This window comes from Brevibacillus sp. FSL K6-6036 (genome assembly GCF_037964015.1).
Taxonomy (GTDB): domain Bacteria; phylum Bacillota; class Bacilli; order Brevibacillales; family Brevibacillaceae; genus Brevibacillus; species Brevibacillus borstelensis.
In genome coordinates, this window is sequence record NZ_CP150173.1 from 751,835 (window position 1) to 766,553 (window position 14,719).

At 46.2% G+C, this 14,719-nt stretch carries 4 protein-coding genes; 3 read left to right on the forward strand and 1 reads right to left on the reverse strand.

The genetic code is table 11. From position 1 onward, the window contains the following. Positions 1-212 precede the first annotated feature (212 nt). Entirely contained in the window at positions 213-863 is a 651-nt protein-coding gene (locus NST37_RS03980; RefSeq protein ID WP_003389363.1) for a hypothetical protein, read from the reverse strand. A 438-nt stretch (positions 864-1,301) separates the two neighbouring features. Here NST37_RS03980 and fabF point away from each other — a divergent pair, with 438 nt between their 5' ends. From fabF to NST37_RS03995, 3 genes are read left to right on the forward strand one after another with little or no spacing between them, the layout of a single operon-like run. Beyond that, positions 1,302-2,543 (forward strand): beta-ketoacyl-ACP synthase II, encoded by a 1,242-nt coding sequence (fabF, locus tag NST37_RS03985; RefSeq protein ID WP_024984235.1) that lies wholly within the window; start codon positions 1,302-1,304, stop codon positions 2,541-2,543. Between the two features lie 18 nt (positions 2,544-2,561). Beyond that, entirely contained in the window at positions 2,562-10,739 is an 8,178-nt protein-coding gene (locus NST37_RS03990; RefSeq protein ID WP_339167318.1) for an amino acid adenylation domain-containing protein, read from the forward strand. 29 nt (positions 10,740-10,768) lie between these two features. Then, positions 10,769-14,716 (forward strand): non-ribosomal peptide synthetase, encoded by a 3,948-nt coding sequence (locus tag NST37_RS03995; RefSeq protein ID WP_031932064.1) that lies wholly within the window; start codon positions 10,769-10,771, stop codon positions 14,714-14,716. Positions 14,717-14,719 lie beyond the last annotated feature (3 nt).

The window sequence follows — 14,719 nt, forward strand, 5'->3', positions numbered from 1 at the left end:
TGCAATTCCGGTAAGAACAACAATTTATTTGAAAATATAAAAACTTTTAAAAAATTCTTTAAAAAACCGTTAGACTTCTGGCCACTGGAGTGTTCTTGAAATAGAGTGGAAACTCTTGCTTCTTGAGATAGTTGCATGAAAAAAAGCGACCGCCAAGAAGCATAGAGGACATTTCTTGGCGGTTGTTTCTGTTTGGAGTATGGAATGTGTGTTCATAACAGGCCACGAGACTTCTCGCTTTTCGGAAATACGGTATACGACAGAGCGAATATGCTGTCGATGACAAAAATCAAGGTCCAAATCCTGCTGAGGTTATTGACTGTCGGATTGGCAAAAGGCAGGAGGCCTTCCTTGGCTGAGAAAAATTCACGGAAAAAATCGCCCATACTTGTTATTTCGTAGAACCGTGAGGACAGCCCGAACAAAAAATAGAAAACCAGGTGGGCTATTGCATAGACAGAGAAGTGAATGTAAAAATGTTTCCGTTCTTTTTGGGCGTGTTCCCTTCCCACCAGCTTCTTCGGCGGTTCGATATTGGGAGCAGGCAGTCCCTTCCACTTGGCAACATAGATTTGGATATAGTAATCAAGCTTTTTGAAGTCGCTTTTTCCATACGTGATGGCATATACAAAAACAACCAGCACAACGATTTGATAACTGGAAAACTGCCCTGTATGCAAGTAGTCAAAAAAACCTAAAGAAGCGATCCATAGGTCATTGACGATAAACAGCAGAAAAAAAACAAAGCTGAGAGTTTTTTTGCCGAACCAATATCTGGCGATCAAGAACGTGATGATGGAAACCCAAAAGATGACTTCCGCGACAATAAGGAAAGCCCATTTATGCGTTAAAATATAATCCATTTGCTGCCTCCTTTTAAAAAAAGTGTGCGAGTACATGCTGTGTTTATTCAACATGCTGATATAACCAGGTAAACAATCCCTCCCATCCTTTTTTCCCTGAACATAGATGAACTTGCCAGGAAGGCACTGTTCCTTTTTTCAAGGAATGGAGCAATCCTTTCGCCATTCCCTACTGAATTGTATGTGGCCGGGCTTTTTGCAGTAATCATTGGCTGTTGCTCACGATTTATATACTGAGAGTATACACCACATGGTGCTTTTATCAAGAAAATAATGTAAAAATAGGGATTTAGATACTTTGTATGCTCCCAGCTATGGGATGAATGAATTACTTCCCTTGCAATCGTTGGGTTGTGAATTGTTGCGGGATTTACGGATGTCTGAGAAAACCTCCCTTTGTATGATAGGTGTAAATTGTTGGAATAAAGGGGACTCATCATGAAAAAACGTGTAGTTGTTACCGGGATGGGTGTCGTTACGCCAATAGGAGTAGGTGTCAAAACTTTTTGGGAAAACGTTGTACGGGGCGTGAGCGGGGTTGACTACATTCAAGCTTTTGATGCCGAAGGGTTTCCGACGACTATCGGTGCAGAAGTAAAAGGCCTTGACCTCGATGAATGGTTTACCCCAAAAGAAAAAAACCGGATGGAAACTTTTACACAGTATGCGATCGTGGCTGCCAGGCAAGCTATCTCCCAGGCAAAATTGGACATGCGTCAACTAGACCCCTACCGCGTGGGAGTGATTGTCGGAACAGGCATGGGTGGAACGAGGCTCATACTGGAAAACTATCAGGACCTGCTTCAGCACGGGTATCGAAAAGTCAGCTCTTACTTGGCATTTGCCTCGCTGGTGGATGCCCCGACAAGCGAAGTTTCGATCATGGTAGGGGCAAAAGGCAAAAGCGGGGCCTGGGGTTCCGCATGTGCAACAGGAAACAACTGTATTGGCGAAGGCTGCCGAGCGATTCAATACGGAGAAGCGGATGTTATGATTGCCGGCGGAACGGAAGGCCAATTCACGCCTATTGACTTGGCCTCTTTTTGTAAAATAAAGGCTTTATCCACTCGGAACGACAATCCGCAAGCGGCCAGCCGCCCTTTTGACAAGGACCGGGACGGCTTCGTGATTGGTGCGGGATCGGGAATTGTTGTGCTGGAGTCGGAGGAGTCTGCCAAGAAAAGAGGAGCCACGATCCTCGCGGAAGTAGCCGGATACGGCTCCACTACAGATGCCTATCACGTCACGGCACCTGATCCGGAAGCGAAAAGCGCGATTATGGCGATGAAAAATGCAATTGCGGATGCCAATCTTGCACCTGCTGACATCGACTACATCAATGCCCACGGTTCCAGTACGCGATTGAACGACCAAATCGAAACGCTGGCGATAAAGAAGCTGTTTGGTGAAAAGGCCAGGTCCATTCCCGTCAGCTCCATAAAGTCGATGACAGGGCATTTGCTGGCAGGGGCCAGTGCAGTCGAGCTGATTGCCTGCATCCTGACTCTGCAGCATCAAATCGTGCCGCCAACGATTAACCTCCACGAGCCCGATGAAGGATTCGATCTCAACTATGTGCCAAATGAGGCGCAGGCGCATCGAGTACGGGCCGTTTTGAACAACTCGTTTGGTTTTGGCGGGTACAATGCTTGTATCGTTGTTAAGGAATGGCAAGGGTAAGTTGTGGGAGGGAGAGCTATGAGCGTGATTCATATACAAGAAAATCGCATGAAGCTAGAGCAGTTTTCCAACATGGACGCATGCATTCATCATTTGATCGAACAGCAGGCGGCGATGACACCCAATCAGACAGCAGTCATTTATGAAGCAAGTGAGCTCAGTTATCAGCAGTTGAATGAAAAAGCCAATCAGTTTGCTCATTACCTGGTACAATGCGGGCTGCAAATTGAAGAGCCTGTCGCTGTTTGCATGGACCGCTCTCTGGAGATGGTCATTGTATTGCTGGGAGTGCTAAAGGCCGGAGGCGCCTACGTTCCCATTGACCCGAACTATCCGAAAAAACGTTTGGAATATATGTTGACGGATGCGAAGGCCCCCATCATTGTTACGACGCAGAGCAGAGAAATGATCTTTGCGGATCAGCAATTGGGAGATGCAAAGCTTGTTGTTGTCGACAAAGGGGAGGAATGGAGCAAGCAGCCCTCCCGTAATCTTGACATACCAATGACAGGCGACAACCTCATCTACATGATTTATACGTCGGGCTCCACTGGAAATCCCAAAGGGGTCATGAATACACACCGGGCTTTAAACAACCGTCTGCAGTGGATGCAAAAAGAGTTTCAATTAAACAGTTCTGATCGCATCCTGCAAAAAACGCCGTTCAGCTTCGATGTGTCAGTCTGGGAATTTTTTTGGCCGTTGCTTGCCGGGGCAACCCTTGTCATGGCCAGACCAGAAGCGCATAAAGATCCCGAATATCTGATCCAAACCGTTCAAGCGATGAACATTACGACCATGCACTTCGTACCGTCCATGCTGCAAATTTTTCTCGATACGTATCAAACAGAAACGCCGCTCCCGTCTCTCAAGCGGATTATTTGCAGCGGGGAAGCACTGACGAAGTCGATGGAACTCGCCTTTTTCTCAAAATTTGACAAGGTTGAGCTGTACAACTTATACGGTCCCACAGAAGCGGCTATCGATGTCACCTACTGGAAGTGCACAGGCGATAAACGTGAAAAGGCAGTGCCCATCGGGTTTCCGATCAGCAATATTCGCTTGCATATTATCGATGGGGAAAACCTGATAACGGAGCCAGGGGTCGCAGGCGAACTGCATATTGGCGGAATCGGACTTGCAAGAGGCTACCATAACAAACCGGAGCTGACCGAGGAAAAATTTATTGCTGATCCCTTCCACGAAGGCGAGCGTCTGTACAAAACGGGCGATTTGTGCAGATACCGCGAAGACGGTGCCATCGAATATATCGGCAGGATCGATTTCCAAGTAAAAATACGCGGATACCGGATTGAACTGGGTGAAATTGAAGCAGCCATGGAGCGCTTGCCCAATATCAAGCAGTGTGTCGTTACTGCCGTTCGCGAAGGCGACCACACCTTCCTTGTTGCTTATGTGACCGTCCTGGACGACGAGAAATGGGAAGAAAATAGCGTTCGTAAACAAATGGAGGAGCAGCTGCCTGATTATATGATTCCTTCATTTTTTGTCCGCTTGGATGGGTTCCCCTTATCGTCCAATGGAAAGGTTGATCGAAAAAGTCTGCCTGCTCCCCAGAAAAACAGGATTGTTCCTGCAGAGCGTCAACCACAAACGGAGACCGAAAAAATAGTGGCTTCATTTTGGAAAGAGCTTCTGTTTTTAGACGATGTAGGTATTGATACACCGTTTCTCCATGTGGGGGGCAACTCGCTTTTTGCTGCCCGTTTTGTGACTCGCTTAAAGCAGCGGCTGCCAATCCATCTTACGTTGAAAGATGTTTTTCAGCATCCTACCATTCGTCAATTGAGTGCATTTATCGATTCACAATCTTTTATCTCGGAAGAGCAGACTTTGCTGCCGGCGAAGAACGACGAGAAGAAAAGAGAGTTGTCGTTTGCGCAAAAGCGGCTCTGGTTTATTAATGAATGGCAGGGAACCAGCTCCTTGTACAACTTGCCTACCTATTTCGAAATAACAGGACCCTTGCAGTACGATGCTTTTCTTGCCAGTCTGGAGCATTTGCTTGCGCGGCATGAAGTATTAAGGGTCAACTTTATCGAAGAGGACGGTCGTCCTTTCCAAGTGATTGATGATTCGAAGAAAAGCAATTTGGAACGGATCTCTTTATCTGATCAGCCGTATGAGTTAGCGAAACAAACAGCGCTGCAAGCGATGGAAGAAGACGCGAAGATTCCATTCGAACTGACATCCGACCCGCTGTATCGGTTTAAGCTGTATAAGCTGTCTGATAACCAGCATCTCTTTTATTACAATGTTCATCATATCGTCTGGGATGGCTGGTCGAACTATGTTTTCCAATCAGACCTTCTCAAGAAATACAACGAAATAGTAGGCGGCACAGACTGTGAAGTACAGGAAGCTATGGAAGGGCAGGTCCAATATAGTGACTACGTGACCTGGCAGAATGCTTTTATTGATTCCCCGGTTTACCGGGAGCAGATGGACTTTTGGAAAACACAACTGGGCACCGAGGCTCCTTCTATCAAGTTGATGGCGAATCAGAAGAAGACGCATCCGGATGGTCATAATGGGGCCGTCAGCACGTTCCAGATTCCGAACCAGGTGTTAGAGCAACTGAAAGCGTTTTGCAAACAGAACAATACGACCCTTTTCATGGCGATGCTTTCGCTCTTTAAATTGTTGATTTATCGCTTGTCACAGGAAAAGGACATTGCGATTGGGACAACGGCTGCAGGGCGAAATCACGCCAAACTGGAAGGGTTGCTCGGATTTTTTGTAAACACATTGGTGATTCGAAATGAAATTCGCGAAGGCACCAGCTTTGTTGAACTTGTCCAGCAAGTAAGCGATACGGCGGTAAAAGCGTTCTCCCATGGAGACGTTCCTTTTGACAAAGTGGTGGAGGAGCTTCAACCGCATCGTTCAGTCAACCAGCAGCCTCTGTTTCAATATATGTTCACCTTCCAGGATTTCGCGTTTGACCCGGCGCAGGGAAATCAACTGGCGGTCAGCGAACCGATTTCGCTCCATAACGACACCGCCAAGTTTGATCTGACGCTGTTCATGGAACGGAGTGGCGAAGAATATATCGGAAAATGGGAATATCGGACAGACCTGTTTGAGGAAGAGACGATCAAACGATTTAGTTCGCATTTCCTGCAGCTATGTGAGCGAGTATTGGCACAGCCATTTACTGCTGTTGAACAGCTTCCCGTGCTGAGCGAGAGAGAAAAGGCGTTCATGATTCACACGTTAAATGAGACAGCATGCGAATTTCCGGATGTTGCCTTGCATGAATGGTTTGAAGCCCAGGCGATGAAAACGCCGGACAACATCGCCGCCGAGTATGAAGGGGAGTGCCTGACCTACAGGGAGCTTGATGAGAAGGCGAATCAACTGGCTCACTTGCTCCGTGAAAAGGGCGTAGCTCCCGACACGCCGGTAGGCTTATGCATGGAACGGTCTTTGGAACTGGTCGTGTCCATGATGGGAATCCTGAAAGCGGGCGGTGCTTTTCTGCCGATTGATACGGAAGTCCCTTGGGAACGGGCTTACGCCATTTTGCGGGATGCGGGGGCTTCGATTTGCATAACGCAGCCAGGGACAAGGCTGCAGGAAACAAAAGATATCGAGCTGCTTTCCTATCTGATGCAGGAGAGCCTTTTGGAAGGATATCCAGTCACGAAACCGGATGTTCAAGTCACCCCTGACCATCTCGTTTCGATCTATTACACATCAGGCTCAACGGGAAAACCCAAAGGCGTCAGCAACACGCATAAAGGCTGGGTTAACCGGATGAACTGGATGCAGAACAAGCATCGTCTACAGGCACACGAAGTCGCATTGCAGAAAACAATCCTGACGTTTGATGATTCCGCCGTCGAGATTTTCTGGCCGTTGACAGTCGGAGCGAAGATCGCGTTTCTGCCCAAAGGAGCGCACCGGGACCCGGTCAGTATTATCGAATATGCAATCAAGCACAACGTTTCCTTGCTTCAGTTTGTTCCGAGCATGCTGAAAATGGTGCTGGAGCAAATCACACCGGTTCAAAGACAGCAGTTGACGAACCTGCGCATTGTCGTATCCAGCGGGGAAGCATTGCATGCCGACGTGGTCCGCTCGTTCTATGAAAAGATGCCAGGCAAGCTGTTTAACACATGGGGAGCTACGGAGGTCTCGATTGATTCCACATGTTTTGATTGCGAGCCGGATGTGGAGAACAGCTCTGAAATTGTTTCCGTCGGACGTCCGATCGACAATAACCGCATTTATGTACTGGACAAGTTTTTAGAACCGGTTCCGCCTGGCGTCCCTGGTGATTTATACATTGCTGGCATCGGCCTGGCCAGAGGGTATATCAACAATCCGGAAAGAACGGCTCAGTCCTTTATTCCCGATCCGTTTTATCCGGGGGAGTTCATGTACCGAACCGGTGATAGAGGGTACTTGAAACCAGATGGAAACATTATGTTCCTCGGCCGCCAGGACAATCAAATCAAGCTAAGAGGAATGCGTGTCGAACTCGGTGAGATCGAAACCACGCTGAGGGCTATCGCGGGGGTTTCCGAAGCTGTCGTCATCGTCCATAAAACCGAGTCTGACATTCAATATTTGGCTGCCTACTATACGTCCGCAGAAGGCGACATTCAACCCGGCGTATTAAAGCATGAGCTGAAAAAGGTGCTGCCTGATTATATGGTTCCCAGCTATTACGTTCAACTGCAGGCGTTCCCGTTAAACGCGAATGGGAAAATCGATCGGCACCAACTGCCAAAACCATCCGAGCAAAATCTTGCTGCTGTTGGCGCTTACGTTGCCCCCAAGAACGACAAGGAACAAGCTATTTTGTCCATTTGGCTTGAGAAATTGGGCGTACAAAAAATAGGAGTCCAAGATAACTTCTTCGAGTTAGGCGGACATTCCTTATTAGCGGTTCAGATTATCTCGGAAGTAAATAAAAAGTTTGAGTCAAGGCTTTACGTGAAAGACCTGTTCGAAAATCCAACGATTGAAACATTGGCTGGCGTTTTGGAAAAGCGCAAGAACAGTGATGCGAGCAGCCCGGTTATGGAATTGGCTGATCGCAATCAACCGTTCCCTCTTTCGGATGCCCAAAAGCGGATTTGGTTTTTAGACCAGCTCTACCAAGACACAAAACATAATATGCCGCTCGTTTTAAAATTCCATGGATCTGTCGATTCAGAGAGATTGCAGGATTGCCTGAACCAACTGATTGACAGGCATGAATCATTGCGCACCGCTTTTCTCAATAAAAACGGCGAGCCAATCCAACGCATCTTGCCCCACGCCACAATATCTTTGCAGGTGGAAGAGTGGGGAGATCGGGAATTGCAACAGATCGTGCGACGAGAAATGTCCAGTCCGTTTGATCTTGCTGCGGCACCCTTGGTCAGAGGCACTCTGGTGAAAGGGAAGTCGGCGGATGTCCTGGTGCTTACCTTCCATCATATTATCAGTGATGGCTGGTCTCTAAAGGTTGTGAAAGAAGAGCTTCTGAAGCTGTATGCGGGTGAACGGACATTTTTAGAGGAAAAGCCTGTGCAATATGTGGACTACCTGTTAAGACACAACGATTTTATCAATCAGGCGGAATATCAGGAGCAGCTTTCCTATTGGAAGAAAAAGTTTGACGGAGAGATTCCCTTGCTTCAGCTTCCCATTAGCAGAAGCCGGCAAAGGGAGGGCAAGACGGGAAATGAAACGCTGAGAAAATCTTTGTCCATGCAAGTATCAAGCGACATAAAAGCTTTCAGTCAGGAACAGAGAGTCACACCTTTTATGACGCTGCTATCCGTATTCGGCGTACTGCTGTCCAGACTGTCCCAGCAAACCGATTTGATCATCGGCACTCCCGTAGTCAATCGGAATACCTCAGAATTGGAGAAGTCCGTAGGTCTCTATTTGAATACATTGCCATTGCGGATGGAACTTGATGCAAATGCGACATACAGAGATGTGTTGGATCAGGCAAAACAGACGGTGCTGGAGGCGTTTGCCAATCAGGATATTCCTTTTGAAAAAATTGTGGAAGAAGTGAATCCGAAGCGGAACCTTAACCGCAATCCGTTATTTGATGTGTCCATTAACTATCGCAGCTTCGATGAACCTAAGACATACGCAGCCGATAATGTGGTCGTGGAAGAGATCGAAGTGGATGAAATTGAATCGAAGTTCTTCATGACGCTCTATATTGAGGAAGCCGCAGACGGATTCCATCTAACGCTCGCCTATCAAAATCAATTGTTTGAAAAAGAGCGGATGGCTGAGTTTCTGAATCAGTATATCCACTTGTTGCAGCAGGCGATGAAACTGGCAGATCAATCCATCCAATCCTACTCATTGGTCACTGAACAAGCCAAACGCATTTTGCCTGACCCAACGGCGAGACTTCAACAGATCGATTATCCACGTATTATTGAACAAGTGAAGTACTGGAGTGAGCAGGCTCCCCATCAGGTTGCCGTAGAAGATAACGAAAAATCGTATACCTATCGGGAATTGTTCCAAGATTCCCTGCGGATTGCAAAAGGTTTGCGCCGCCGAAATGTACATTCCGGAGATGTAGTAGCTCTATATGGAGATAGAAGCTATGAAATGATTATCTCGATGATGGGCGTACATTTGGCAGATGCCATTTTTATGAACATGGACACGCAAGTACCGGAAAAAAGATTCGAGTCCATGCTACAGATTGCAAACGCACGCGTGATCGTAACGAGCGAGACACTGGGCCAAACATACAAAGACGCACTGGCAGCAAGTGGAGTCCAATCATTTGAAGTGAGCGACCTGCTAAAAGAAGAAGCGGAGACGGGCACTGATCTGCCTCCAGCATATACTTGTCCGGATGCCTATATTTTCTTTACATCAGGAACAACGGGAGAGCCGAAAGGAATCCTGGGTACGCACAACAGTATCTCTCACTTCTTGAACTGGCAGCGGCAAGAATTCGGTGTCACGACTAAGGATCGCAACGCGCAGCTCATTCACATTACATTTGATGCGTACCTGCGAGATGTCTTTTTGCCATTGACAAGTGGAGCGTCTCTCTTCATTCCTTCGAAGCAAGAAACAGATATGCTCGATTGGCTGGCGAAAAAAGAGATTACGATGCTCCATACGGTCCCATCGCTCGCGGGCCATTGGCTCAAGCAATCAGCAAAGACAAAGTCATTGCCGTCATTGCGACATGTATTTTTTTCAGGAGAACCTTTGCTTGCCAGTCTCGTTCATGCTTGGCGTGAAATCACGGATGCCCAAATGAATAATTTCTATGGCCAGACAGAGACGACTCTGATCAAGTGCTTCTATGTAGTTCCAAAGGAGCTTGCCGAAGAGGTCCAGCCGCTAGGCAATCCAATGCCAGACACGCAATTGCTGATTGTCAATCAGGAAAAACAGCTATGCGGGATTGGGGAACCTGGAGAGATAATGGTTCGCACTCCTTATCGGACGAAAGGATATTTGAATAAGGAACTAGAGGCGTTTATCCCCAACTTTTTTGATCCAGAAGATGATATTTACTTGTATCGCAGCGGTGACATGGGACGCTATCGACCGGATGGAAGCTTGGAAATCATAGGTCGAGCAGACGATCAAATCAAAATAAGGGGCGTCCGTATTGATAAAAACGAGATTGTCGCAGCTATTCTGAGACAGCCATACACGAAACAGTGCATCATTTTAGATGCAAAACAAGCAGATGAGATCCAGTTGAATGCCTATATCGTAATGGAGGACGGCCACAAGCTCTATCCGGATCAGCTGCGGAAAGTTTTGCGCAATGAATTGCCACTGGTTATGATTCCGAACCGATTTATCCAGATTGATGAGGTGCCTGTAACCTCCATAGGCAAAATCGATCGAAAAAAACTGGCGGCTCTTGAAGTTTTTGAAGAGGCAGAATCAGATGACGTTTTCCAAACTCCTTTGGAAATGGAGCTGGGAAAAATTTGGACAAAGTTGTTGCCTGTGTCATCCGTAGGGCCCAACAGCAATTTCTTTGAATGCGGGGGGCATTCTCTGCTCATTGTAAAAATGATATCACGCATAGACAGCCTCGGTTATGAGATCAGCTTAATGGATGTCTTCGAATATCCCACGATCAGAGGCTTAGCTGCCCTCATGCCAGAGAGAAAGAAAAAGGATCTATCTATTCGAAAAGTCACACGGATTAAGCAAAAGTTATAAACTTCATTATGAATGAAGGCAGGGATAACATGGGTTCGCTATCCGTAGAAAATGAAGTCTATCTGCTTCCGTCTTCCTATGGTCAAAACCGAATTTGGTTTTTTGAACAAATGCTTCCAAATAGTCCTACCTACCATATACCGATTCTCCTGAAAATAACAGGAGATCTACAGCCAGCCGTATTAGAGAAAACGATTCAAAAAATAATAGAACGACATGAAGTTCTTCGCACTACTTTTTTAGAAGTCGAAGGGGAACTGAAACAAAAGGTTTCCCTTCACTTCCCTTCTTTTCGATTAGACGTGAAGACAAAAGAGGAGCTGGAAGAAGAGAAGCCTTTGACGGAGCATCTCAAGGAATTTGCTCTTGAGCCATTTGATTTGGAAAAAGGTCCGTTAATCAAATTCCAGCTTGTCCAGCTAAGCGCTGACCAATATTATTTGCTAGTGAATATTCACCACATTATTTTTGATGCTTGGTCCTTGGAAGTATTGCAGAAGGAAATTGTTACCATCTATACGATGGTTGAACAAGGCCGAGAAGCTGAATGCGGGGAACTTCCCCTCCAGTACGCAGACTACGCAAACTGGCAAAAGGAAATGTTCGAGGGAGAAACGCTGCAAAAAAAGTTGAATTTTTGGCAACAGCATTTGGATAATATCCCCTCCTTGCTGGAGCTTCCAACGGATCGGCCGAGGCCTAAAGAAATAACTTACGCAGGAGACATTGTCAAATTTGACTTGCCATTGGATGTAATTGAGCCCATAACGACTTTTTGCCGGACCCATCAAGCTACCCATTATACATTCTTTCTTGCCACGTTTAATGTGTTGCTTTACCGGTATACGGGACAAAAAGATATTGTGATCGGGACACCGATCACCAATCGGCCTAATCAGATGATTCAAGATTTAATCGGTTTTTTTGTAAATACACTACCGGTGCGGACGTTTATCAGACCGTATAGCAGCTTTTTGAATATCTTGAAAACCACGATCAAATCATTTCTGCAGACCTATGAAAATAGCGAGGTTCCCTTTGAAAAATTAGTTCAGGAGTTAAAACCTGATCGGGACAGCAGCTACCATCCCATTTTTCAAGCGCTGTTCACTCTCCAAGACTATCAGAAAAAGGAAGTAGAAGTTCCGTTTACGATGGAATATGAAAAAATCAGCACAAATACTTCGAAATTTGATCTCGTGCTGTACATGTCATGCAGCAAACAAACGATGTCGGGTGAGATCGAATACAGCACGGATTTGTTCAATCGAAAAACAATGGAGCGTTTCGCTCAACACTATATTACGTTGATCCGAGAAATCTTGAAAAATCCTGACAAGCCCATTTGCAAATTGAACATTTTGACAGAGGAAGAGAAAAACCATGTTATTGAAAATAACGTCATTCTTGCCGAAATGGGAACAGATCTCATACACCATCTAGTAGATAAACAAGCCCTCAAACACGCAAGCAAGATTGCAGTAAAGGGACATGATCATTCGTTTACGTACGAGGAATTGTATAAAAAGTCGAACCAAATAGCCCATGAGCTGATTCGACGCGATATTCAGCCGGGGAGCATCGTGGGAATCCGGTTGAAACGCTCCCCCGACCAAATTGCTTGTATATTGGGTGTTTTGAAAAGCGGCTGCGTGTATATGCCGATTGATCCTTCCTTGCCGGTTGAACGGGTTGAAATGATGGTAGAGGATTCCAAAGCGGCCGTAATTATTACAGACGATCTTTCATTCAATGAATGGAAAGAGAAAACAATCCTGGAACCCGATGTGGTTTTTAACAATCAGACTGCCAAAGATGCAGTGGAACTTTCTCTGCCGCCGGAAGAGGCAGTTGCCTACGTCATCTATACTTCGGGAACAACAGGCAAACCCAAGGGTGTCAGCGTTACGCATGCGGCCTTAATCAACCACGTTCAAGGATTTATTCAGGAGTTCCAGATCGGGGAAGGCGAGATGTTTCTGCAAAACATCAGCTCCAGCTTCGATCCATCCATGAGTGAGATTTTTTGCTCGCTGGTAAGTGGGGGAACATTGGTAATTACTCATCCCGACAAGCAATTTGACATTGATTATTTAGCAGATGTGATAGCGCATGAAGCAATTACGGTAACACATTTGTTCCATAGCTTGATAGAAAAGCTGTTGGATCTTCCTTCCTTCAGGCAAAATAAAACCCTCAAGTATATATTTACCGGGGGCGAAGCATTGCCTAATCAGCTTGTTCGGAAATTTTATGAAAATATGAAAGGGGAGGTTGCATTCGTCAATTTATATGGACCAACAGAAGCGTGTGTGGCCGCAACCTATTGGAGATGTCATCCTGAGCAACAATACCCTACCGCTCCAATCGGCATCCCCTTCCCGAATTATCATCTCGTTGTGTTGGATGAAAACTTGCAGGCAGTCCCACAAGGTGTCGTCGGGGAGTTGTTTATTGGCGGGCATAGTGTTGCCAAGGGGTATGAGAACAATCCAGAGTTGACGGCTGAGGCCTTCCCCCTATTAGACGTGGCAGGTGTGACACGTCGATATTATCGCACGGGAGATTTGGTTAAACAGCTGGATACAGGAGATTACCTCTTCATTTCAAGGAAGGACACGCAGGTTAAGGTTCGGGGTTTCCGTATCGAGCTAGATGAAATTCGTCATGTATTGCAGCAACAGCCTGAGATTGAAGAGGCCGCTGTTCTTGTTGAAGAGGTAAAAGGGGATAAAAAGATCTTTGCTTTTGCCGTGAAGGAGCCCGGCGTGGAGATTTCTGCGAATGAATTGAAAAAACGCCTGGCCAAAAAGCTGCCTTATTATATGGTTCCGCATGTAATCAGGTGGCTCACGGAATTGCCGGTTTCCATTAATGGAAAGCTGGATAAAAAGCGGTTGTCATTTGACGTCAGCGACTTGGCAAGTGGCGAGAAAATACCGCCTCGCAATCAGATTGAGCAACAATTAGCTGATATTTGGAGGGAAGTTCTGGCTATCGACGACATTGGAATAAACGAAGACTTTTTTGATTTGGGTGGGCATAGCATCAAGGTCATCGAGATCGTGGGTCTAACGAGAAAAAGAATGAACATTCAGCTGTCCCCTTCTCAATTATTTCTTTATCGAACAATCGAAACGTTAAGCGAGTTTATACAGAGTGATCAATCTCAAGCTGGCAGCGGACTGATTCTCAAATTAAAAGAAGGCCGTTCCGGTGATCCCCCACTGTTTCTTGTTCATCCAGGGGGAGGGGGAGCAATCTGCTACGTTCCTCTTGCAAGAAATATAGCTCGGGATATCAACATTTACGGCATTCAATCACTAGGGTATGAAAAAAATGTTGAACCTCTGCAAGATATACGGGAGATGGCAAAGCTGTATGTCCATGAGGTACAAAAGATTCAACCGAAGGGCCCTTATCAGTTGGCAGGGTGGTCTTTTGGAGGAACAATCGCGGTTGAGATGGCGAGAATTTTTGAATCAAAAGGGGAAAAGGTGTCGTTCCTGGGATTGCTGGATGCCTACCCGTTTGATCAAGTAGCGAAAAAAAAGCACCGCTTGGATCCGTTAAGCGTGTGGGCAGACAGCTTGTCCATAGAAATCGAGCAGTTTAGCAGCAAACCGAAATTGGAAAAATGCCAGATTATTTTGGAAGCTGCCAAACAAAAAAAGCTATTGCCTCGAACGGCTGAATTGGAAGACGTATTTCGAATTATTACGGTAATGGCAGCAAATAACATGGCAAGCGATCACTATACATTTTCTGCTCCGATTAAAACAGATTTACATGCCTTCACTTGTCAGGAAGTCGATCCCAGAAAACTCCATGAGCTGGTGGATGTTGATAAATGGAGGGGAAGAACAACAGGGAAAGTGTACACCTACCCGATAATGGGGCATCACAATAATCTCATGTCGTCTCCTCAAGTCGAGTATCTCGGACAGAAAATCTCAGAAACTTTGAAACGGGGATAAGCT

What these genes read in the sequence shown, in the direction of transcription:
- NST37_RS03980 (WP_003389363.1), bottom strand. Translation starts at nt 863, where the DNA reads ATGGATTATATTTTAACGCATAAATGGGCTTTCCTTATTGTCGCGGAA.
- fabF (WP_024984235.1), top strand. Translation starts at nt 1,302, where the DNA reads ATGAAAAAACGTGTAGTTGTTACCGGGATGGGTGTCGTTACGCCAATA.
- NST37_RS03990 (WP_339167318.1), top strand. Translation starts at nt 2,562, where the DNA reads ATGAGCGTGATTCATATACAAGAAAATCGCATGAAGCTAGAGCAGTTT.
- NST37_RS03995 (WP_031932064.1), top strand. Translation starts at nt 10,769, where the DNA reads ATGGGTTCGCTATCCGTAGAAAATGAAGTCTATCTGCTTCCGTCTTCC.